The sequence below is a fragment of the Pseudoalteromonas sp. S554 genome, from assembly GCF_005930865.1.
GTDB classification, from domain to species: domain Bacteria; phylum Pseudomonadota; class Gammaproteobacteria; order Enterobacterales; family Alteromonadaceae; genus Pseudoalteromonas; species Pseudoalteromonas marina.
In genome coordinates this window covers 38,817-62,293 of record NZ_PNDV01000035.1, presented here as the reverse complement: position 1 = coordinate 62,293, position 23,477 = coordinate 38,817, and the positions used below count along the sequence as shown (strand labels likewise).

Here is a 23,477-nt window from a genome sequence, read left to right as displayed (position 1 = left end):
TTATTTTGCGGTTAATTAATGTACAGTTGAGAAGTTCGTTTTTAACAAGGAATAGGTAATGGAATTATTTATCGGCAATAAAAACTACTCAAGCTGGTCTTTGCGCGCATGGTATCTAATGAGTAAATTTGAATTGGAGTTTGATGAAATTCAGCTTGTACTCGATACCCCAGACTTTTACAGCGAGTTAAAAAAACATTTTACAGTTCAAAAGGTACCCGCATTAATTGATGGTGATTTACACGTTTGGGACTCACTTGCTATTTGTGAATACATTAACGATGCGTACCTTTCGCAAGTTGCCTGGCCTAAATACGTAACGCAGCGTGCAACTGCACGAGCTTTAAGCGCTGAAATGCACTCAGGCTTTATGGCGCTTAGAAGTGAAATGCCAATGAATATAAGGGCAAAGCGAAAAATTACACTTTCAGATGATGCTAAAAAAGACATCGCCCGCATCGACGACATATTTGCTAAACAGCAAGAAATTTACCCAAACCAGTGGATGTTTGGCGATTTTAGTATTGTTGATGCTATGTATGCCCCCATTGTACTGCGATTGAAAACTTATCAGGTAACCCTGTCTAAAGCCGCTAATAGTTATTGCCAACATGTATTAGCATGCCCTGTATTACAAAGCTGGATAACTCAAGCACTGCAAGAAACCGATATTGTTGATGCAGATGAAGCCGGGGTTGATGTAAAAATATAGGTCAGTAAGCGACTTTTACTTTAGCTATAAAAGCCCGTACAATTCGTCTCGTTTTTAGTGCGCCAAAAGGCGCTTTAACCGAGACGAATTAGTCGTATTATATGCATCAAATCGCTGATCTTATTTCTATTTTCGAAAACACATTTTACCAAAGCCATAATACAAGGCTGATTAAAGGTGATTGTGAGCCCGTGTACCTTCCCGCAACACAAGACACCCCTTATCATCAAATTGTGTTTGCACATGGTTTTTATGCCAGTGCCTTACATGAAATAGCCCATTGGCTGGTCGCGGGCATTGATCGTCGACAACAAGAAGATTACGGCTATTGGTATTGCCCCGATGGCCGCGATAAACACCAGCAGGCTGAGTTCGAAAGTGTAGAAGTCAAGCCACAAGCCATTGAATGGCTATTAAGCACTGCAGCGGGTTTTCCCTTTAATGTATCGGTAGATAATTTAAATGGTGAGCAAACGTGTCGTTTTGATTTTCAAAAGCGGGTTCACCAGCGCGTGCTTACGTTGATTGAAAGTGGTTTTAATGCACGAACTCAATCATTATTAATCGCGCTTACTCGTTTTTATCACACACCATGGCCAATGACTGCAAATCAGTTTGATTGGCAACACCCTCAGGAGTTTTGTGATGCAGTTTAAATTAGGTTTAATTATAAACCCTGTAGCAGGATTAGGCGGAAGTGTCGCCCTCAAGGGAAGTGATGGGGCGCAAACCGCAGCAAAAGCGATTGAGTTAGGTGCACAACCTAAAGCGAATAGCCGTACTAAAGCCGCACTAGAAATACTGTTACCGTATAAAGAGCAGCTTGTTATTTATACCGTAAATGGCGAAATGGGCGAACAAACAGCAAAAGCTTTAGGTTTTAATGTTGAAGTTGTATACAACACAGACGCAGTAACAACGCCGGATGATACCGAGAGTGCCGCACAGGTGTTAAAAAATGCCGATGTAGATTTAGTTCTATTTGCAGGTGGCGATGGCACCGCACGTAATATTTGCCATGCCATTGAAGATACTGCCCCAGTGCTTGGCATTCCTGCCGGATGTAAAATCCACTCTGGCGTATATGCCATTACACCAAAAGCTGCAGGGCGAGTCGTTGAAATGCTCGTAAAAGGCGAGTTAGTGACGTTAGCTGATGCCGATGTAATGGATATTGACGAAGACGCATTTAGGAAGGGTACAGTAAAAGCTAAACGCTTTGGCGAAATGCAAATACCCAGTGAAGTACGTTATGTGCAAGCTGTAAAAAATGGCGGTAAAGAAACAGACGAATTAGTACTTTCAGATATAGCCGCTTACGTTGTGAGCGAAATGGACGAAGACACACTTTACATTATGGGTAGTGGTTCAACAGTCGAAGCTATAATGGAAGAAATGGGCCTTGAAAATACTTTGTTGGGTGTTGATTTAATAAAAGATCAAACACTTGTAGGCCAAGACCTAACAGCCGCCGACTTACTTGAACTTACCCATAAGAAAAATACCAAACTTGTAATCACTTTAATTGGTGGGCAGGGTCATATTTTTGGTCGCGGAAATCAGCAGCTAAGCCCTGCGCTTATCCGCGCTATTGGCAAAGAGAATATTATTGTTGTTGCAACAAAAACCAAGCTACAGGCATTGAATAACCGCCCGTTAATTTGCGATACAGGCGACAACGAACTAGACGACGAATTAACAGGTTACATAAAAGTAACCACCGGATTTAACGACCATATTATGTATGCAGTAGGGCACCAATACCAAGATGAAACGGGTGCTATACAAAATCAGGAGATAAACAAGTGACCTTAGTAAACTATATTGACGCGGCTCAACAGTATTATGATGATTTAGTTATCAAAGCAACGGATGACGAATTATTTGCAGGCGGCTACTTACGTGGTCATTTTGATCTTGCTGTAGGCTATGCTGAAGTTGAGCAACTTACTATCAGTATTGAGCAGTTAAACGAAACAGTAGAGCAAAGTCTTGTAAAAGCGTACCGTAACGGAGAACTTAACGAAGAAGACAAGGCACTAGTTGTTCGCTTATGGGAAGAAGTTAAAGCGCTAGCTTAGTAACCAAATGAACAAAAAAAGCACGATTATCTTTGGTAATCGTGCTTTTTTTGTTTAACGTTCCTAAAATAGCTTTTTACGTTAATTTACTGTTGCGTATTAATGAGATATTGTTACTTAAATAAATTTTAATGAGCGAAATACAATGAGTAATAATCAAGATGCTTTACCTTCAGGAGTTGTTGCGCGCTTCTTGAATGTAGTTGAGCGGGTTGGTAATAAGCTACCTGATCCAGCAATTATATTTTTATTTGCTATGTTATTAATATGGGGTTTGTCGTGGTGGTTTTCTGGCGTAAGTTTTGATGCGATTGATCCGCGTACAGGCGAAGCAATTATTATAAACAACATGCTTGCAAGCGATTCGTTGGCCACTTTTTTATCTTCAATGGTAAAAACATTTACCGGCTTTGCTCCTTTAGGCGTAGTACTTGTTGCTATGTTAGGTGTTGGTGTAGCTGAGCACTCAGGCTTTATTAATACTGGCCTTAAGCTGATGTTAAAAGTAACGCCTAAAAAGCTGTTAACACCGTCAATTATTTTAGTTGCTATTGTAAGCCATACAGCCACGGACGCAGGTTACGTGCTTGTGATACCTTTAGCTGGCGTAATCTTTTATGCAGCAGGAAGGCACCCATTAGCGGGTATTGCAGCGGCATTTGCCGGTGTAAGTGGTGGCTTTGGCGCCAACTTTATTCCATCTGGAATAGACCCACTACTACAAAGCTTTACACAAAGTGCTGCTCATATTATTAATCCTGATATGTCGATAAATCCATTAAATAATTGGGCGTTTGCATCAGCATCAAGCATGTTTATTGTATTACTGGGTTGGTATATTACCGATAAGATTATTGAACCTCGTTTACAAAATACGCCACTTGATGGAAACAGTGAAGATTTACCTGTTTTTGAAGATGCGCGTAGCGATGAAAAGCGCGCATTCTTCATAGCAAGCAGCGTAATGATTGCAGGCATTGCTTTACTTGCGTATGTCTCTGCACCGGCAGATTCAGCCATGCGCAGTAGCGATGGCTCCTTAACTAACTTCCGTTCACCTTTAATGCAATCTATAGTGCCGTTGATCTTTTTGTTATTTTGGATCCCAGGCGCAGTATATGGCTTTACAGTAGGTACATTTAAAAGCTCTAAAGATATGATAGATGCCATGAGCAAGGCAATGGGCGGTATGGCTTACTACATTGTTATGGCATTCTTTTGTGCGTTATTTATTGCTGCCTTTAGCAAATCTAACTTAGGGGCATTACTTGCAATCGAAGGGGCGCAGTTATTAAAAGCCATGGCCCTTCCAAGTTCGGTAACGGTGGTAGGTATTATATTTTTAACCGCATTTGTTAATTTATTTGTAGGCTCTAGCTCGGCCAAGTGGGCATTACTAGGGCCGGTATTTGTGCCTATGTTAATGCAACTGGGTATTTCACCTGATTTAACGCAAGCGGCTTATCGTGTTGGTGATTCTAGCTCTAATATTATTACACCGCTTATGCCTTACTTCCCATTAGTTGTGGTCTATTGTCAAAAGTACGTTAAAAGTACGGGAATTGGGACGCTAATAGCGATGATGCTGCCATACTCGGTTGCATTTTTAATAGGTTGGAGCTTGTTTCTACTCGGTTATTGGGCATTGGGTATTCCGCTAGGGTTAGATGCAAGTTACGTGTATCCAGCAGTAGCGCCTTAACATAGAGCATTCGGTACAATACAGTAAAAGCCTCACTATTAATAAAATGGTGAGGCTTTTTAGTTTTAATTGAATGATTTACACAGAAGTTTATAGTCGCCGTGCTTAGAAGATAATCATGGCTTGAGGTTGTGAGGTACGCAGAACAGCTTGAACCATTACTTAAATTTCAGACACAAAAAAACCTTGGCACTTTCGTACCAAGGTTTTTTTATTAAAGAACTGTTGCTTACTTAGCGGTAAAGCTAACTGGGCGACGTTCTTTACGAGGTCCGCTACGCTTATCACCGCGTGGGCCATCGTTACGTTTTCTATCACCAGATGGGCGTTCGCCACGTGGTTCAGCTGGGCCTTGATCTTGTGTAATTGTCATACCCATTGGGCGTTTACAAATAAACACTTTTTGGAAATGATCCAGTACATCTTTAGGCATGTTTTGTGGTAACTGAACAGTGCTGTGTTGATCGTGTAAACGAATGTCACCAATAAACTTGCTTGAGATATCAGCTTCGTTAGCAATTGCGCCAACAATGTTCTTAACCTGAACACCATGCTCACGACCTACTTCGATACGGTAAGTATCCATAGGGCCTGCATCACGGCTGTTACGCTCGCGCGGTTTACGTTCAGAACGTTCACCACCACGTTCGTTACGACGTCCGCGATCACCACGGTCATTGCGTGAATTGCGTTCATTACGCTCACGTGGTTGAATCTTAACTTCTTCAACTTTAATTGGCGACTGTTGCTGTGCCAAACACAGTAAAGCACCCGCTAAGTTTTCAAGAGGAAGGTCAAGCTTTTCAGCCATGTTAGTAGCCACTTCGTTAAAGAACGTAATGTCTTTGTTTTCAAGCGCAATACTTAATTTTGCTTGTAACGCAGCGATACGTTTTTCTTCAACAACTTTAGCTGTTGGTAATTCAACCTGAGCAATTTCAGACTTGGTATGACGAATGATATTTTTAAGTAAGTAACGTTCGTTATGCTTAACAAATAAAATTGCTTTACCAGTACGACCTGCACGACCTGTACGACCAATACGGTGAACGTAGGCTTCAGAATCTTGTGGAATGTCGTAGTTGATAACTAAGCTTAAACGGTCTACATCAAGACCACGAGCTGCTACGTCTGTTGCAATAACAACGTTCAGCATGCCACTTTTTAAGCGGTCAACAGTGCGTTCACGTGCTTGCTGGTTCATGTCACCATTAAGCGGAGCTGCCGAGAAACCTTCGCGCTCTAATAATTCAGCAAGTTGAACGGTATCGTTACGTGTACGTACGAAAACAATAGCACCTTCGTATTGCTCAGCTTCTAAAAAGCGAACAATCGCTTTGTTTTTATGTACGCTTGCGTTCCAAAACACTTGCTCAACAGAAGATACTGTCGAGTTACGCGCAGAAATATGAACCTGTTCAGGGTTATTCATATATTTGCTGCTGATGTTTTGAATTTGCTTAGGCATGGTCGCAGAGAAAAGACATGTTTGCTTTTCGCGCGGTGTTTTTTCCATGATGTTTTCAACATCATCGATAAAGCCCATACGTAACATTTCATCGGCTTCATCAAGTACAAGTGCTTGAAGAGCATCAAACTTGATAGTGCCACGATTAATATGATCGATTAATCGACCCGGAGTAGCAACAATGATTTGAGCGCCACGACGAAGTGCGCTTAATTGAATGCTGTAGCTTTGGCCACCGTATAGTGCTAATACTTCAACACCACGAGTACCTTTTGCATATTGTTCAAATGCCTCAGCAACTTGGATCGCAAGCTCACGTGTAGGTGTGAGTACAAGGATCTGTGGCTGTTTCACAGACGGGTCAATATTGTTTAGTAACGGCAGTGCAAATGCTGCGGTTTTACCTGTACCCGTTTGTGCTAGTCCCAGTACGTCCTTTCTTTCTAGCAATAACGGTATACATTGAGCTTGGATTTCAGATGGTGTCTTGTAACCCAACTCTTCAACTGCCTTCAAAATTGCAGGAGAAAGATTTAGAGATTCAAACGTGACTGGTTCTGACATTAATACGCCTCAACGAATTTAAAGAGGCGCGCATTATATAGGATTAGCGAGGCAAATGCTTGTATAAATTAAAACTAATTTGTATGTGCTTGATGTTGGTTGAAATTTAACCAGCCCAGTTGTGGGATTATTGAACTGGTTAACAAATTTAATACACGACTACTTGTACAAGCCTAGGTTTTCTTTTGCATAAGCTTCAAATTCGGTAAAACCGCCAATGTGGTTTTGATCAACAAAAATTTGCGGGACAGTAGGGCAAGGTTTACCTGCTGACTTTTCTAAATCGGCTTTGCTTATGCCTTCTTTTATGATGTCGATGTAACGAAATTTAAAATCATCGCGCTCGTTGGCAAGTTGCTCTGCAACATCTTTGGCACGAACACAAAATGGGCAGCCTTCACGGCCAAAAATTACTGTAAGCATAGTGCTCTCCTTTATTTGATTGAATTTAGTTTAAATGATTAAAAAATATAATAAAGCGCAAAAAAGTGATTGTGCCATTCTATTATTGCGATGAACATTAATTTGACCGAGTCATGGACGGCATAATTCACCACGTCCTTGCCGCTATTCCTAATTGGGTTGAATAGCCCATTGCGTGTGCTGTTATCTGTAAATTTGCATTTATTACGTAGTAAGTTGGAAAAGCGCTTACTTTATAATTTGATTGGGTATATTGATTACCAAGAAGTATGGGCATACTGAGGTTTAAGTCATCAATAAATTGAGTAACTTGTTGCTCATTTTTATAATCAAGGGCAATACCGATTACATTAATGTCTGAGTTTATTAAGGTGCTTTGTAAGTTGGGCATGCTGTAGCGGCATATTGTGCACCAAGGAGCAAAGAAATACACAATGGTTGTTCTCCCTTCAAGCTCTGCAATACTAAATCTTTCGTTATTTTTATTTAAAATAGGCAAGTTAAAATAAGGGGCAGGAGTGTGGCTTGTTTCAAGTAAATTACGCGTTTGGTAGGCACTTGCTAAGTAAAACACGAGTATTGCTAAACTTAAATTTATTAACGTGCTACGTATTAATGCCATTGATTTTATCTGACCTATTTATAATTAAAAGCCAACCCTAACATAAATGGCTAAGCAGCCACTGTTATTTGATAGGCAGAGCTTTAGCGTTTGCTTGTGTATCAAGCCCAGTTGCTAATAAAGCCTATGTTAAAGTTTCACTGCTTTACACAAATCAGGCCTTTAGCTAATAAGGTTTGCTGATTACGTTAGAAATTTCCTGATTACATTTTAATGGTTGAATTTATAACTTTAACCCTAAGCTCTATATTTGAGACGAACATATAGAATATGTTTTTTAACTGCAAAGGAGATCAAGATCATGAGCAATTATTTACAACCAGCAATGAAAATGCCTTCACTTAAAGTTAAAGATAATGAGAACAACCTTGCTGACGTGTCGGCTCGACAGACAGATTTACCCTGGAAAATGATAGTAATCTATCGCGGAAAGCATTGTCCATTATGTACTAAACAACTTAATGCACTTGCTAAAATGAATGATAAATTTAAAGATGCAGGGGTAGAGATTGCCGCTGTTAGTGGTGACAGTCACGCACAATTTACAGAGCATCTAAACGATTTACACGTTAATTTTCCTCTTTATAGTGGGTTATCATTAGCTCAAATGACTGATTTAGGCCTGTATATTAGTGAACCACGCAGTGAAAAAGAAACCGCTCACCCATTTGCTGAACCTGCTATTTTTGTAATTAACGAGCATGATCAAATTCAGATACTAGATAAATCAAATGCACCTTTTTCACGCCCTGATTTAAATGATTTGTTGGCTGGCATTGAATTTATTCGCGAAAACGATTATCCAATTCGTGGCACATTAACACACTAATTAGCGATGAATACTTAGCGCTAATCTACAATACTGGACAACCATTTTGAGGAATTAAAAGCATTTGACTTTTTAATGCCTCAAAATGGGTTACTAATTTCACTAGTTTATAAAATGAGGAATTTTTTTAAATATTTTAATTTATTTACTTGAAAACATTTTTACCGTCCATATATAGTTTAGTAGGACGCCTGATGGGTCCTAAACTAAACTTAAACAATTGAAATTTATATTATTAATTTATATTTGTTAGCGCTTGTTCAAATGAAAAGTGCAGACAAAATATCGCTTAAATATGAGGATATTACTATGCGTACAGTAGACTTATCACCACTTTATCGTTCATTCATTGGATTTGATCATTTAGCGTCTTTAATGGATGCTGCGGCGAATACAGACAAACAGCCGAGCTTTCCTCCTTACAACATTGAAGCACTCGATCAAGACAGATACCAAATCACTATGGCTGTTGCCGGATTTAGCGACAACGAGCTAAGCATTGAGTCAGAAAATAACACATTAAAAGTAGCGGGTATAAAAGCTAATAAAGATGAAAACAAAGAACGTAAGTTTATTCATCAAGGAATTGCAGAACGCAATTTCGAGCGAAAGTTCCAGCTAGGTGACCATGTTAAAGTCCTTGGCGCCGACTTAGCAAACGGCTTACTTACTATAGAGCTTAAGCGCGAAATACCTGAAGCATTAAAACCACGCAAAATTGAGATTGGCCAAGGACGCTTACTAGAAGATAGCTAATCTGGTTATTAACAACATTTTTTTCCCTGATTATTTAGCCGCCTCTTTTGAGGCGGCTTTTTTGTGTCATAAAGACTCAATGTTATTTATGTAGTGTGTAGCTTGATTAAGTGTGTCTTCGCGTAAATCATCGCTTTGCTTATCCCAATTTCTATAAACCATGCCTATTCGTGGGTTTTTCTCTAGTTTTTCGCGGTGTGTTTGCATAAAACGCCAATATAAACTGTTCAGTGGGCAAGCTTTATCCCCCACTTTTTGTTTCACGTCGTATTGACAATTTTTGCAATAGTCGCTCATTTTATTGACGTAATTACCACTTGCAGTATAGGGTTTAGTGGCAATAATTCCATCGTCTGCAAATTGGCTCATTCCACGTGTGTTAGGCATTTCAACCCACTCAATGGCATCTATATAGACACCTAAGTACCAGTTATCAACTTCGTCAGGGTTTATTCCGCTGAGTAAACAAAAGTTACCAATGATCATCAAGCGCTGTATATGATGAGCGTAGGCAGTATCTAAGCTTTGCTTTAATGAGTGGCTCAAACAGTTCATTTTTGTATTACCATCCCAAAAATATTGAGGGAGCTTATTATTGGCTTTTAGTTGATTTTTAGTCGCGTAGTCGGGCATGTTTACCCAATAAACAGCACGAACGTATTCTCGCCAACCGAGTATTTGTCTGGTAAACCCTTCAACTTGTGAAAGAGATATTTCGTCAGGCCGTTGCTCGAATTCAGATATTACACGTTTGATTACATACAAGGGGTGAAGAAGTTTAGTGTTTAGGGCAAAAGAGAGCCTGCTATGGTAAAGACTAGTATTGTCTTTACTTTGGTCTGTCATTGCATCCTGAAACTTACCAAAATTGACAAGTAAATGCTCACAAAAGTATTCAAGAGATTCTTTGGCTTGCTTACGTGACGTAGACCATTCAAGTTTTCCTTCTTTAATTTCTCCAAAGTAAGCGATGTTGTGTTTTTTTAAACGAGCGAGGATATGACTTACATCGTTTTTAAATAATTTAGGCTCTGGGATAGATTTTAAGTCTTGCTTAGAGAATTTATTGCGGTTATTACTGTCGTAGTTCCATTTACCGCCAGCTGGTTTATCGTCCTCCATTAATAAATCATATCGTTTACGCATAGCACGATAAAAGTGCTCCATGGTCACATGCTTATCTTTCTTGAATCGATCTTTAATATCGTTAAAGGGCAGTAAAAAATGCTCTGAGTCATATGCTGATACATTTATTTCGGATGATTGTTCAAAATCAGCTAATTGCGATTTTAACCTAAATTCGTCTGGGTATAAGTATTCTATGCAGGAGCAGTTATATTCCTTAGCAACACGATTTAGTAGTGCGGGTAGGTGTTTATCTTCGTGTGTGTCGTCTAGGGTTAAGTGCAATACATTGAAACCTGCAGATTTTAACGCAGTTGCAAAGTTTTCCATCGCATTAAAAAAAGCACAAAGCTTTTGCACATGGTGTTTAACGTAATTGGTTTCTTGTTTTAATTCTGCGATAAGGTAGAGAACACCGTCCTCTTTACTTTTAAACCAAGAATGAGAAGGATTGAGTTGATCGCCTAAAATGAGTCTTAGGGTTTTGTAAGTCGCCATGATTAAACCAAAATTGAAATTTGTACGAGGGTGTCTGCTTAATCGATCGCTGTAATTTTAATAACAAATTGTATAATTTGAGCTTTATTTAAATATTCGCTAATGAGTGTATAAACACTCATCAAGCATCAAATTTGATATGAGTAGGCTCAATTAAAAGCGCCTTAATTATTATTGCTTTGCTTTTGTTTAGAAAGTTGGGTTAAGCAAACTACGTTAGAAACGTTAAACAGCGTATCATTCGTATAGCGTTCAAAGTAAGTAAGCACTTTGCGCCATGCTAAATGACTTTCTTCATTAAAAAACCGACCTAAATGTTCAACTAATGTTACATAAAATATATCAGTCAGAGGTTTAATATCACTCTGCTGAATATTTAATTTTTTTAAAAACTGTAAGTGATGGCTCAGAAATGGCGCAACAGATGATGGCTTATCAATATTTTTGATTATGCGCTCTAAGGTACAATATAAAATATAACTTTTTTCGTTAAACTGTTCAGCTGTTAGCGTGTTCATCGAAATATCTGACTCTACAAGCTTTCTATGAAAACGCGCGGTAAATGCATGAAAGTTTGGTTTTATGATGCCAATACTTTTTAATAAAACAGATTTATGTGAATTCATCAGAGCCTCACAGAAGATTAAAAACTTATTTTTATTATTTTTATTATTATAGCTCGCGTAACAAAAATTACACGTTTTTTGATATAAAAGTATTAATTAATTGATAACTTTTTGAGTTCTATTGTTTTTTTAAATAAAAGTGAGAGTAGTTATTAATTCCATTATTGTGATTTCACTAGGCTTAAACAGCAAATGGTTAGCCGTTTAAAATAGTTTTATACCCATAATAGGTATAATGTTTTATTTCCTTACATCTGATTTGAACTGTATTTCTAAAGTTATTGGTTATTATGGTTGCTAATTATCCCCAACATCCATATAATAGCGGCCATTGTTTAGTCTGTTTTAAAACAGCTAACAGCGATGTTAAATCAAGGTTTGATATCTATTGGCGCGGGATGGAGCAGCCTGGTAGCTCGTCGGGCTCATAACCCGAAGGTCGTCGGTTCAAATCCGGCTCCCGCAACCAATTCTACTAATAAGTGAAAACTTATTATTTTATATCGCGCATTCTATGTAATGCGCGTTTTGCGTTTAAGCTAATGTAGTTTAATTTGGTCAGTTACTGACTCGCAACCAAGCTCGGCCCTAGGCCACACAGTTTTATGCTTTATTGGTGTGACGCCCCGCTTGGTTCGGGGCGTTGTTGTATCTGCACCTTTCTTAATTTATGGCGGTTGTCATTAAATTAAAATTTAAACTCAGTATTTTAGGGCTATAAGCCCTTTTTTTGTTTGTATGGAGGATTTTCGTGACAAAACTTGAACAAGATTTAGTAACCATGTTAACGCCTGCGGTAGAAATGTTAGGCTTTGAGTTACATGGTCTTGAATTTGTACAAGCGGGTCGCCATTCTACCTTAAGAGTATATATTGCTCATGAGGATGGGATCTCAGTTGATAACTGTGCGGACGCTAGTCGCCAAATTAGTGCGATTTTAGATGTCGAAGACCCAATTACAAATGAATATGATTTGGAAGTGTCGTCTCCTGGTGTTGATCGTCCATTATTCAAACAAGATCACTACGAGCAGGCGCAAGGAGAGGAAGTACGCGTGCGTACTAAACTTCCACAAGACGGTCGTCGAAATTTTAAAGGCGACTTAATAGCAGTTAGCAGCGATATGATCACACTATCTAGTGATGGTGTAGAGCATTTGATCATGCTTAGTAATATAGAACGTGCGAATTTAATCGCAAAGTTTTAAATTCGAGTGCGAAGGAATAGGGCAAGCGAGGCATTACCCATGGCAAAAGAGATATTATTGGTTGCTGAAGCCGTTTCCAATGAGAAAGCGGTTCCAAAAGAAAAGATTTTTGAAGCATTAGAGTTCGCATTAGCGACTGCGACAAAGAAAAAACACGATGGTGAAATTGAAGTACGTGTATCAATTGACCGTAAAACAGGTGATTACGATACGTTCCGCCGCTGGCAGATTGCTGAAGTATTAGAGGATGGTTCATTAGAAAATCCTTACAGCGAAATAACATTAGAAGCTGCGCAGGTTGAAGAGCCTGACTTACAGCTAGGTGATTTTGTTGAAGAGCAAATTGATTCAATCAAATTTGACCGCATCACAACACAAATGGCTAAACAAGTAATCGTACAAAAAGTACGTGAAGCTGAGCGCGCTTTAGTTGTTGACGCATATAAAGACCAAGTGGGTGAGTTAGTAACAGGTGTTGTGAAAAAAGCAACGCGTGATTCAATTGTACTTGATTTAGGCAACAACGCTGAAGCAGTTATTTACCGTGATGACATGCTACCACGCGAAAACTTCCGTCCAGGCGACCGTATTCGTGGTCTTTTATACGAAGTTAAGCCAGAAGCACGCGGCGCACAGTTATTTGTAACGCGTTCTAAGCCAGAAATGCTGATGGAATTATTCCGCATTGAGGTGCCAGAAATTGGCGAAGAAATGATTGAACTTCGCGCTGCTGCACGTGATCCTGGTTCGCGCGCTAAAATTGCTGTTAAGTCAAACGACAAGCGCATTGATCCAATTGGGGCATGTGTTGGTATGCGTGGAGCTCGTGTTCAAGCTGTTTCGTCTGAACTTGGTGGTGAGCGTGTTGATATTGTTCTTTACGATGACAACCCTGCACAATTTGTTATCAATGCAATGTCGCCAGCTGAGGTTGCTTCAATAGTAGTAGATGAAGACACTCATTCGATGGATATTGCTGTAGAAGCCGATAATCTAGCACAAGCGATTGGTCGTAATGGTCAAAATGTTCGTTTAGCAAGCCAGTTAACTGGTTGGGAACTAAACGTTATGACTGTTGACGAAATGCGTACTAAAAATGAAGCAGAATCAGATAAGTTACTTAACTTATTTACTGAAAATTTAGATATCGATGATGAGTTTGCAACCTTACTTATCAACGAAGGTTTCTCAACACTTGAAGAAGTGGCGTACGTGCCAGCCTCTGAGTTTTTAGAAATTGACGGTCTTGACGAAGAAACGGTGGATGTTTTACGTTCACGCGCTAAAGATGCATTAACAACTAAAGCACTTAAAACGGAAGAAAGCTTAGAAGGCGCAGAGCCAGCTGAAGACTTACTTGCGCTTGAAGGCTTAGAGCGTCATCTAGCATTTGTAATGGCAAGTAAAGGTGTTGTAACACTTGAAGACTTGGCTGAGCAAGGTATTGACGAGCTAGTCGATATCACAGAGCTTTCATCTGAACAAGCAGGTGAGCTGATTATGGCTGCACGAAACATTTGTTGGTTTGCAGACGAGTAATTTATTAACGGAGGTATTACACACTATGGCAGAAGTAAATGTTGAAAAACTAGCCGGCGATATAGGTACAACTGTTGATAAATTGCTACAGCAATTTTCGCAAGCGGGTATCACTAAGCAGGCAACTGATAATGTAACTGAAGCTGAAAAAGCAACGTTACTTGATCATTTAAGCAAATCACATGGCGGCACGGGCTCTGAAGGCCCTGCACGCATGACTTTACAGCGTAAGAGCAAAAGCACATTAAATGTGACTGGCTCTACAGGTAAAGCGAAGGCGGTTCAGGTTGAAGTTCGCAAAACACGTACATACGTGAAGAAAAGCGCGATGGAACAAGAGCAAGAGCAACAACGCTTAGCCGCTGAAGAAAAAGCCCGTCTTGAAGAGCAGCAAAAAGCTGAACAAGCTGCAGCTGAGTTAAAGGCAAAACAAGAGGCAGAACGTAAAGCGAAAGAAGACGCTGATCGTAAAGCCAAAGAAGAAGCTAAACGTAAAGCAGACGCTGAACGTAAAGCGAAACAAAAGCAGATGACCCCAGAGCAAAGTGCTAAGTCTGAGAAAGATCGCATCGAAGCTGAGCGTCTGCAAAAAGAAGCAGAAGAGGCCGCATTGAAGAAAGCTGAAGAAGAAGCGAAACGTCAGGCAGAAGAAGCAAGAAAACTAGCTGAAGAAAACTCGGCTCGTTGGAAGAAAGAAGAGGAAGAGCGTAAGAAGCGTGAAGAAACAGCAGATCACCACCTTACGACTTCAACTTACGCACGTGAAGCAGAAGATGTAGCTGATGCTCGTGAAGAGCAAGGCTCTCGCCGTGCAAAGAAAAAGAAAAAAGCGCCAGCAAAAGATAAGTTTGCAGCGTCTAAGGGTAAAAAAGGTAAGCTAAAAGCACCTGCATCATTGCAACATGGTTTCCAAAAACCAACAGCTGATGTAAAAAATGAAGTACGTATTAGCGAAACAATTACAGTTGCTGAGCTTGCATCACGCATGGCTGTTAAAGGCGCTGAAGTTGTAAAAACAATGATGAAAATGGGTGACATGGTTACAATTAACCAAGTTATTGACCAAGAAACTGCGCAACTTGTAGCAGAAGAAATGGGCCATAAAGTTATCATCGTTAAAGAAAACGAATTAGAGCAAACAGTACTTAACGACCGCCATGAAGATGGTAAGTCAGAGCCTCGTGCGCCAGTTGTTACTGTAATGGGTCACGTTGACCATGGTAAAACATCAACGCTTGATTACATTCGTTCAGCAAAAGTTGCTTCAGGCGAAGCCGGTGGTATTACGCAGCATATTGGTGCATACCATGTTGAAACAAATGGCAACATGATCACATTTTTAGATACTCCGGGTCACGCCGCGTTTACATCAATGCGTGCTCGTGGTGCTAAAGCAACTGATATTGTAATCCTAGTAGTTGCAGCCGATGATGGTGTAATGCCACAGACTAAAGAAGCGGTACAGCATGCTCGCGCAGCGGGTGTTCCTTTAATCATTGCTGTGAACAAAATGGATAAAGAAGGCGCAGATCCAGATCGCGTTAAGAACGAGCTAGCACAGCTTGACGTTATCCCAGAAGAATGGGGCGGCGACACGCAGTACGTTCATATCTCAGCTAAAACAGGCTTGGGTATTGATGAACTACTTGAAGCAGTACTTATGCAATCTGAGCTATTAGAACTAACTGCACCAAGTCAAGGTATGGCTGCAGGTGTTGTAATTGAATCACGTCTTGATAAAGGCCGTGGTCCAGTAGCGTCTATCCTTGTTCAGTCAGGTACACTTAACCAAGGTGACATTGTATTATGTGGTCTTGAGTACGGCCGTGTTCGTGCTATGCGCGATGAAAACGGTAAAGATATCAAGTCTGCAGGTCCTTCTATTCCAGTAGAGATTTTAGGCCTATCTGGTATCCCTGCAGCCGGTGATGAAGCAACGGTAGTTAAAGACGAGCGTAAAGCGCGTGAAGTTGCATTATACCGTCAAGGTAAATTCCGTGATGTTAAATTAGCACGCCAGCAAAAAGCGAAACTTGAAAACATGTTTACTAACATGGCTGAAGGTGACGTTTCTGAAGTTAACGTGGTACTTAAAGCAGACGTTCAAGGTTCTATCGAAGCGATTTCTGATTCACTAACTAAGCTTTCTACTGACGAAGTAAAAGTGAAGATTGTGGGTTCTGGCGTTGGCGGAATCACAGAAACAGATGCAACGCTTGCTGCGGCGTCTAACGCGATTGTTGTTGGCTTTAACGTTCGTGCTGATGCATCTGCACGTAAAGTGATTGATTCTGAGAACCTAGACTTACGCTACTACAGCGTTATTTACGCCTTAATCGAAGAAGTTAAGCAAGCGATGTCAGGTATGCTTGCACCAGAATTTAAGCAAGAAATTATTGGTCTTGCTCAGGTTCGTGACGTATTCAAATCACCAAAAATTGGCGCAATTGCAGGTTGTATGGTGACTGAAGGTGTTATTAAGCGCAGCGCGCCTATCCGTGTACTACGTGATAACGTGGTTATATACGAAGGCGAACTTGAATCGCTTCGTCGCTTTAAAGACGATGTGCAAGAAGTGCGTAATGGTATGGAATGTGGTATCGGTGTTAAGAACTACAATGACGTACGTGTTGGTGACCAAATCGAAGTATTTGAAACAGTTGAAGTACAACGTACTTTATAACTGTTAGCTCACTAAACAAATAAATGGGGGCTTAGCCCCCATTTGTGTATCTATCACTTAATTAGCTTATTATTAAATTTCAATAAGTTACATTTTTAGGACAAGTTTCATGAGAGAATTTTCTCGCACTGATCGTGTTGGCCAGCAAATCCAAAAAGAAATTGCTGTGATTTTACAACGCGAAATTAAAGATCCGCGCTTAGGCATGGTGACAGTGTCTGCGGTAGAAGTATCGCGCGATTTATCTTATGCAAAAATTTTCATCACTGTGTTTAACACAAAAGATGAAGATGCAGCAAAGCAAAGCGCAAAAGTACTTAACGAAGCTACGGGCTATATTCGTTCGCTTTTAGGCAAGCGTATTCGTGCTCGTATTATGCCAGAGCTAAAGTTTGTGGTTGATAATTCATTAATGGAAGGGATGCGTATCTCTAACTTAGTGGACACAATCATCAGAGAAGATAACGCAAAACACGTCAATGAAGACGATAGTAGTGTTGATGATGCGTCGAACTCAGATGACAACATTAAACAAGCAGATGATAAAGATAGCTAAGAAGGCATATAGCGATGGCAAGACGCAGTAAAGGCCGTGCAATAGACGGGATTTTGTTGTTAGATAAACCCAAAGGTATTTCGTCAAACAAGGCATTACAGCAAGCAAAAGGTATCTATTTTGCCCAAAAGGCGGGGCACACAGGTGCACTCGACCCGCTTGCTACCGGTATGCTGCCAATCTGTTTTGGTGAAGCGACTAAGTTTACTCAGTTTTTACTTGATACCGATAAAACCTATGTTGTGCGTGCTAAGTTAGGTGAAAGAACAACAACATCTGACTCTGATGGTGAAATAGTTCAGACACGAGATGTAAACGTAACTGTTGATCAATTAAAGCAAGAAATTTCAGCGTTTTTAGGTGAATCTGATCAGTATCCATCGATGTATTCTGCGCTTAAGTACGAAGGGAAACCTTTGTATAAATATGCGCGTGAAGGGATTGAAGTTCCTCGAAAATGCAGAAAAATAAATGTATTTAGCTTAACGCTTGATGAGTTTGATGAAGCGAATAATGAAGTACAAATGACAGCTCACGTTTCTAAAGGGACTTACATTCGTACTATTGTTGATGACTTAGGTGAAAACTTAGGCTGTGGTGCCCATGTGATCATGCTTCACCGCTCGGCTGTTGGCCATTACCCCGCAGATAAAATGGTATCGATAGAGCAGTTAGAATCGTTATTAGCTAAAGCAAAAGACGAAGAAACCGTTCCGTCAACCTACCTTGACGAACTGCTTTTGCCAATGGACACCGCTCTAGTTGATTTACCGGTTGTGGAAATCACTAAAGAGCAGGGTGTTTCATTTAGCCACGGGCAAGCTGTAGTTCTTGGTAAAGAATTACCTGATGGTGCAATAAAGGTATTAGCCGATGGTGTGTTTATAGGCACAGGCGAGAAAAACCCTGATGGCCATTTAAAATCAAAACGCGGTCTATCAAACCAGCAGGCGGAGTAAAGTTTAACTTGTAGTTATTATTATACTTGGTAGAATACGCCCGCTTAATCGTTTTGGCTGAATTAGTGATCGGCTAAGACACCTTTTAAATTTAATTTTTGGAGTTACTATGTCACTAAGCAATCAAGAAAAAATCGATATCATTGCTAAATTCGCACGTGCTGAAGGCGACACTGGTTCACCTGAAGTACAAGTAGCACTACTTACTTTTGATATCAACAAGCTTCAAGGTCACTTTGCTGATCACAAGCATGACTTCCACTCACGTCGTGGTCTGCTTCGTAAAGTAAGCACTCGCCGTAAATTGCTTGATTACCTTAAAGGTAAAGATATCTCGCGTTATACTGCACTAATCAAAGAACTTGGCCTACGTCGCTAAGAACTTGATTACGAGAAAAGGAGCTTTTTAGCTCCTTTTTTTGTGCCTGAAATTTAACAAATTACATCGCAAAGTCACCTTTAAAGCTATCTGTAGTCGCTCTCATTAATTCGAGCCAGTCAGATGCCAAACACACAAACTAAAACTGTTTGCTGGACTCGCATTTTTACGTGGCTTTGGTATATACTGTGCGCGTAGATAAAAAGGTTTATCTACGGTTATTAACATCATTGCCAATTGTAGTACTTAATTGATTTCCAACTGAATACAATTATGTACTGTAATTGGTACTTTGATGGAACACTTATTTAGATTTAAAGGATATTTTAAGTGCAAGCAATTATAAAAGAATTTCAACTAGGTCAACACACTGTAACCCTAGAAACAGGTGCAATCGCACGTCAAGCAGACGGCGCAGTACTAGCAAGCATTGGCGATACGTCAGTACTAGTAACGGTTGTTGGTAAGCGTGAAGCACAGCCAGGTCAAGACTTCTTCCCACTAACAGTTAACTACCAAGAGCGTATGTACGCTGCAGGTCGTATCCCAGGTGGTTTCCTTAAGCGTGAAGGTCGTCCTAACGATGGCGAAACACTAATTGCACGTCTTATTGACCGTCCAATTCGTCCACTTTTTCCAAATGGTTTCGTAAACGAAGTACAAGTTATTGCAACTGTTGTATCTGTAAACCCTGAAATCCAACCTGATATGGTTGCGATGATTGGTACATCAGCAGCACTTGCTATCTCTGGCATCCCGTTCAGTGGTCCAATTGGTGCAGCTCGTGTTGGTTACATTGGTGGTGAATACGTTCTTAACCCAACGTTAAAAGAACTTGAAGAGAGCCAACTTGATTTAGTTGTTGCTGGTACTGATAACGCAGTACTTATGGTTGAATCAGAAGCAGACGTACTTGCTGAAGACGTAATGCTAGGCGCGGTTGTATACGGTCATGAGCAATCACAGTCTATCATCAATGCTATTAACGAATTTAAAGCAGAAGCAGGCAAGCCTACTTGGGATTGGACTGCACCTGAGAAAAACGTATCGCTTGAAGAGAAAGTAGCTGAACTTGCTGCTGATAAAGTAGGCGAAGCTTACCGTATTACTGATAAAGTAGCGCGTAAAGAAGCACTTGGCGTAGCTAAAGATGCAGTTATCGAAGCACTTTCAAGTGAGCTTGCTGAAGGCGAAACGCTTGATAAGCAAGAAGTGGGTAAAGTATTCGGTTCACTTGAGAAGAAAATTGTTCGTGGCCGTATCGCTGCAGGCGAAAAACGTATCGATGGTCGTGAACCAGATATGATCCGTGCACTAGACGTAATGACTGGCGTATTACCGCGTACTCACGGTTCTGCTATCTTCACACGTGGTGAAACACAAGCATTAGTAACAGCAACGCTTGGTACAGAACGTGATTCACAGTTAATCGACGATTTAACGGGCACGCACAAAAACCACTTTATGCTTAACTACAACTTCCCTCCATTCTGTGTAGGTGAAACTGGTTTTGTTGGTTCTCCTAAGCGTCGTGAAATTGGCCACGGTAACCTAGCTAAGCGTGGTATCCAAGCAGTAATGCCAACATTGACTGACTTCCCATATTCAATCCGTGTTGTATCAGAAATCACTGAATCAAACGGTTCATCTTCAATGGCATCTGTGTGTGGTACATCACTAGCACTTATGAACGCGGGTGTTCCAATTAAAGCTTCTGTTGCAGGTATTGCGATGGGTCTAGTTAAAGAAGACGAGAAATTCGTTGTTCTTTCTGACATCTTAGGTGACGAAGATCACTTAGGTGACATGGACTTTAAAGTAGCAGGTACTACTAACGGTATTACTGCATTGCAAATGGATATCAAGATTGAAGGTATCACACAAGAAATCATGCAAATTGCGCTTAAACAAGCAAAAGCAGCACGTTTACACATATTAAAAGTGATGGACGAAGCGATTTCTGCTCCTTCTGAAGAGCTTTCAATGTTTGCTCCGCGCATTTACACAATGAAAATTCCACAGAAGAAAATTGCTGAAGTTATTGGTAAAGGTGGCGCTACTATTCGTCAACTTACTGAAGAAACAGGCACAACAATTGAAATCGGTGATGACGGTACAATTAAAATTGCCGCTACTGACGGTGAAAGCGCTGCAAATGCAATCAGCCGTATTGAGCAATTAACAGCAGAACTTGAAGTAGGTACTATCTACGAAGGTAAAGTTGTACGTATTGTAGATTTCGGTGCGTTTGTAAATATTCTTCCTGGTAAAGATGGTTTAGTGCATATTTCTCAAATTAGCACAGAGCGCGTTAATAACGTTGCAGATCACCTTAGCGAAGGTCAAGAAGTTAAAGTTAAAGTACTAGAAGTAGACCGTCAAGGTCGTGTACGTCTTAGTATTAAAGAAGCAATGGAATCAGCTGCACCAGCGGCAGATGCGTCAACTGATGCTTAATTGCTAATACTTAATCCAGATATTTTCTGGATAATATAAAAGGGGGCTGTTTAGCCCCTTTTTTTATGCTTTAATGAGGGACTTGAATTTAAACAAAGATTATTCAAGGAAGCTAAATTACTTACGATGATACACAACAGTGTATGTGCAACTATGAACCAAATCATTCGTCGTCAGTCATAAGGCTACCAACCTTGGTATTAAGGATTTTAATGATTTTCAAACACATTGCTTTGGCGTCTTTTGCTATTTTGTCTTTAAGCGCTTGCCAAACAACAACCCAATCAGAATCAGCACCTGTAGTAAACGTGCCTTTCACTGCGCCCTTAGCGTCTGATTTTCGCAGTGAAATAGCTATTGCACGTTATTCAGAATTACTTAATAGAGCTGATTTAACGCCAGAGCAACAAGCAAAGTTATATTACGATCGCGGAGTGCTGTTTGATAGTTTAGGCATGACCACTTTATCGCGCATTGACTTTAACCGTGCGGTAAAACTTAAGCCTGACTTAGCTGAGGTGTATAATTTTTTAGGTATTCAACACACATTAATGCAGCAATATGAAAAAGCATATGAGCTTTTTGATTCTGCGTTAGAGCTAGATGAAGAACACGAATACGCTTACTTGAACCGCGGTATTGCGCTTTATTATGGCGATAGGCCCAGTATTGCAAAAACAGACTTCAGTCAATTTTTAGCGCGTTCTCCTAACGACCCGTATCGCGTTTTGTGGGTGTATTTAGCACAAGCTAAATTAGACAAAGATTCAGCAGTTGCTGAGCTAAAAACTAACTCTAAAGCGCTTGATGACTCGCAATGGGCATATCAGTTAATCTCACTTTTTGCGGGTGATATGAGTGAGCATACATTTTTATCTGGTGTAAGCGATGGCGTTAAGTCAGAGCAAGAATATGCCCAGCGTTTGTGCGAAGCTTATTTTTACTTAGCAAAGCTACACCAAGCAGCGGGTGATACCTATGTTGCCGCTGATTATTTTAGATTGGCACTATCTACTAATGTACATGAGTTCATAGAATACAAATATGCTCGCTTAGAGCTTGAACTTTTAATGGAAGCAGACGCAAGTTAGTGTGTTAAAAACAACATTAGCATTACTTTTTAGCTTGTTGGTTGCAGGGTCGAGCAACAGCTATGGTGGTATTGGCTTTTGGCAGGTATTAAATGCCAAAGCCGAACCGCTACAATTATATTGGCAGTTTCCTCGCTACTTTTTAGCAAATATAAATAAACTGCCTAAAAATACTCTTGGCCTACTTGCTAGGCATCACATACCTTCTGCTCAATACGAGTATTCTTTACACCTGATCAAAAAAGACCAAGCTGAAGCAGCGAAGTTATTTTGGCGACTGAGTTTACCAAAAATAAGTAATTTTCAGCTGGCCAAGTTAGCCCAGCAATTACTTGTTACTAAGCAATGGGACGATCTTAAACTATTAAACACGTTAGGCTACCTAGAGCCTGGTTTTGTATTAAATCACCTTAACTTACACAATGGTGTTATTCACACACAGATCCCCGAACCATTTTTGCACTCATTGGACTTTTTATCGTTAAATTCTACTATTGCCGTAAATAAAAAATGCCAGTTTAATGTTTTAACGATGAGCGATCATCGAAGTGGACTTTATAAGTTATCGGCATTAATCAAAACTTATAATAAAAATCCGGAGCCAAGACAGGACGCTTTTTGCTTTAGTAAGCCAGTGTATGTGGGTGGTGCTTTAAAGTGCAACAATAGCATGAGCAAAGCGGCTAATTGTGATTGGCAATCTTCTTTAATAAATAAACAATTTTTAAGAAAATTCGATTTTGTTGTAATGATGCCCAAATATGGAAGTGCTAATGTTAGCCGCGGCATTATGCAATTAAATTCAGACGCCAATTATGGGATTTTTTTGCATGAGCTAATGCACTTTAATGGCTTTGAAGATGAGTATGTTTTACCCAAAGCTAAGCAGGCTTGGTTGTGTAAAATGAGAGGCTTAGTTGCTCCTAACTTGTATATTGCACAAAAAGATGAAAAATCACCAAAAGGTTGGCATAGAAGTAAAAGCTGCCAGAGTGGCGGTGTAGCCTACAAACCAAGTAAAGACTGGTCAATTCTAGAATATCAACAGATAAAGCTCTCTGATCAATACAGGGCCCTTTGGTTAGCACATATAGATAAAATTAAGCGTTAATATGTCTATAACCATTGGTTTTTAAGTCCCTATTTTCTCACTTAAAATTAACTCAACATGCTTCGCTTTTTATAGACAAAATATCTGTT

21 protein-coding genes and 1 tRNA gene are annotated in these 23,477 nt (G+C 40.0%); 17 read left to right on the top strand and 5 right to left on the bottom strand.

The annotated features are described in order from the left end of the window. The first annotated feature begins 58 nt into the window (after positions 1 to 58). The 5 genes from CWB65_RS09190 (at position 59) to CWB65_RS09170 (ending at position 4,495) form a co-directional block, all read left to right on the top strand. On the top strand, positions 59 to 712 hold the full coding sequence (locus CWB65_RS09190; RefSeq protein WP_008126950.1) for a glutathione S-transferase family protein: 654 nt from the start codon (positions 59 to 61) through the stop codon (positions 710 to 712). A gap of 101 nt (positions 713 to 813) precedes the next feature. Further along, positions 814 to 1,368 (top strand): elongation factor P hydroxylase, encoded by a 555-nt coding sequence (locus tag CWB65_RS09185; protein WP_006793360.1) that lies wholly within the window; start codon positions 814 to 816, stop codon positions 1,366 to 1,368. Further along, positions 1,358 to 2,521, top strand: coding sequence for an ATP-NAD kinase family protein (locus CWB65_RS09180; RefSeq protein ID WP_138740441.1), 1,164 nt, complete (start codon positions 1,358 to 1,360; stop codon positions 2,519 to 2,521). The genes CWB65_RS09185 and CWB65_RS09180 overlap by 11 nt, the downstream gene beginning before the upstream one ends. Continuing rightward, on the top strand, positions 2,518 to 2,793 hold the full coding sequence (locus CWB65_RS09175) for a YfcL family protein (protein ID WP_006793362.1): 276 nt from the start codon (positions 2,518 to 2,520) through the stop codon (positions 2,791 to 2,793). The genes CWB65_RS09180 and CWB65_RS09175 overlap by 4 nt, the downstream gene beginning before the upstream one ends. A gap of 145 nt (positions 2,794 to 2,938) precedes the next feature. After that, a complete protein-coding gene (locus CWB65_RS09170; protein ID WP_138740440.1) occupies positions 2,939 to 4,495 on the top strand; it encodes an AbgT family transporter in 1,557 nt (518 codons plus the stop codon). 229 nt (positions 4,496 to 4,724) lie between these two features. Here CWB65_RS09170 and CWB65_RS09165 read toward each other — a convergent pair whose 3' ends face one another. From CWB65_RS09165 to CWB65_RS09155, 3 genes are all read right to left on the bottom strand, one after another. Further along, positions 4,725 to 6,527 carry a DEAD/DEAH box helicase gene (locus CWB65_RS09165; RefSeq protein ID WP_006793364.1) on the bottom strand — a complete coding sequence of 601 codons (1,803 nt, stop codon included), beginning with the start codon at positions 6,525 to 6,527 and terminating at the stop codon, positions 4,725 to 4,727. A 159-nt stretch (positions 6,528 to 6,686) separates the two neighbouring features. After that, positions 6,687 to 6,950 (bottom strand): GrxA family glutaredoxin, encoded by a 264-nt coding sequence (locus CWB65_RS09160; protein WP_006793365.1) that lies wholly within the window; start codon positions 6,948 to 6,950, stop codon positions 6,687 to 6,689. 127 nt (positions 6,951 to 7,077) lie between these two features. After that, complete coding sequence (locus tag CWB65_RS09155) at positions 7,078 to 7,572, bottom strand: TlpA family protein disulfide reductase (protein WP_006793366.1); 495 nt, start codon at positions 7,570 to 7,572, stop codon at positions 7,078 to 7,080. Positions 7,573 to 7,873: 301 nt separating this feature from the next. Between CWB65_RS09155 and CWB65_RS09150 the strand changes: the two genes are divergently transcribed. Both CWB65_RS09150 and CWB65_RS09145 read left to right on the top strand, forming a co-directional pair. After that, on the top strand, positions 7,874 to 8,401 hold the full coding sequence (locus CWB65_RS09150) for a redoxin family protein (RefSeq protein ID WP_008128082.1): 528 nt from the start codon (positions 7,874 to 7,876) through the stop codon (positions 8,399 to 8,401). A 309-nt stretch (positions 8,402 to 8,710) separates the two neighbouring features. Then, positions 8,711 to 9,157: an Hsp20 family protein gene (locus CWB65_RS09145; protein WP_010555978.1), complete on the top strand. Its 447-nt coding sequence runs from the start codon at positions 8,711 to 8,713 to the stop codon at positions 9,155 to 9,157. Positions 9,158 to 9,223: 66 nt separating this feature from the next. On the opposite strand, the gene CWB65_RS09140 is transcribed toward CWB65_RS09145, so the two are convergent. Further along, positions 9,224 to 10,780, bottom strand: a complete 1,557-nt coding sequence (locus CWB65_RS09140) for a cryptochrome/photolyase family protein (RefSeq protein WP_008128086.1) — start codon at positions 10,778 to 10,780, stop codon at positions 9,224 to 9,226. Positions 10,781 to 10,944: 164 nt separating this feature from the next. Further along, the gene (locus CWB65_RS09135; RefSeq protein ID WP_138740439.1) at positions 10,945 to 11,406 is read right to left on the bottom strand and encodes a globin; all 462 of its coding nucleotides are present in this window, start codon (positions 11,404 to 11,406) and stop codon (positions 10,945 to 10,947) included. Between the two features lie 392 nt (positions 11,407 to 11,798). On the opposite strand from CWB65_RS09135, the gene CWB65_RS09130 reads away from it, so the two are divergent. From CWB65_RS09130 to CWB65_RS09085, 10 genes are all read left to right on the top strand, one after another. Next, a tRNA-Met gene (locus CWB65_RS09130) sits at positions 11,799 to 11,875 on the top strand. A gap of 282 nt (positions 11,876 to 12,157) precedes the next feature. Next, positions 12,158 to 12,613 (top strand): ribosome maturation factor RimP, encoded by a 456-nt coding sequence (rimP, locus tag CWB65_RS09125; RefSeq protein ID WP_006793371.1) that lies wholly within the window; start codon positions 12,158 to 12,160, stop codon positions 12,611 to 12,613. A gap of 39 nt (positions 12,614 to 12,652) precedes the next feature. Then, positions 12,653 to 14,152 (top strand): transcription termination factor NusA, encoded by a 1,500-nt coding sequence (gene nusA, locus CWB65_RS09120; RefSeq protein ID WP_008128091.1) that lies wholly within the window; start codon positions 12,653 to 12,655, stop codon positions 14,150 to 14,152. A 25-nt stretch (positions 14,153 to 14,177) separates the two neighbouring features. Then, on the top strand, positions 14,178 to 16,835 hold the full coding sequence (infB, locus tag CWB65_RS09115; protein ID WP_006793373.1) for a translation initiation factor IF-2: 2,658 nt from the start codon (positions 14,178 to 14,180) through the stop codon (positions 16,833 to 16,835). A gap of 109 nt (positions 16,836 to 16,944) precedes the next feature. After that, a complete protein-coding gene (gene rbfA / locus CWB65_RS09110) occupies positions 16,945 to 17,391 on the top strand; it encodes a 30S ribosome-binding factor RbfA (RefSeq protein ID WP_008128093.1) in 447 nt (148 codons plus the stop codon). A 14-nt stretch (positions 17,392 to 17,405) separates the two neighbouring features. Next, positions 17,406 to 18,350 carry a tRNA pseudouridine(55) synthase TruB gene (gene truB, locus CWB65_RS09105; protein ID WP_006793375.1) on the top strand — a complete coding sequence of 315 codons (945 nt, stop codon included), beginning with the start codon at positions 17,406 to 17,408 and terminating at the stop codon, positions 18,348 to 18,350. Between the two features lie 109 nt (positions 18,351 to 18,459). Next, positions 18,460 to 18,729 carry a 30S ribosomal protein S15 gene (gene rpsO / locus CWB65_RS09100; protein ID WP_006793376.1) on the top strand — a complete coding sequence of 90 codons (270 nt, stop codon included), beginning with the start codon at positions 18,460 to 18,462 and terminating at the stop codon, positions 18,727 to 18,729. A 330-nt stretch (positions 18,730 to 19,059) separates the two neighbouring features. Then, complete coding sequence (pnp, locus tag CWB65_RS09095) at positions 19,060 to 21,186, top strand: polyribonucleotide nucleotidyltransferase (RefSeq protein WP_008128098.1); 2,127 nt, start codon at positions 19,060 to 19,062, stop codon at positions 21,184 to 21,186. 212 nt (positions 21,187 to 21,398) lie between these two features. Then, on the top strand, positions 21,399 to 22,277 hold the full coding sequence (nlpI, locus tag CWB65_RS09090; RefSeq protein WP_010555983.1) for a lipoprotein NlpI: 879 nt from the start codon (positions 21,399 to 21,401) through the stop codon (positions 22,275 to 22,277). Position 22,278: 1 nt separating this feature from the next. Next, positions 22,279 to 23,388 (top strand): hypothetical protein, encoded by a 1,110-nt coding sequence (locus CWB65_RS09085; RefSeq protein WP_138740438.1) that lies wholly within the window; start codon positions 22,279 to 22,281, stop codon positions 23,386 to 23,388. Positions 23,389 to 23,477: the final 89 nt, after the last annotated feature.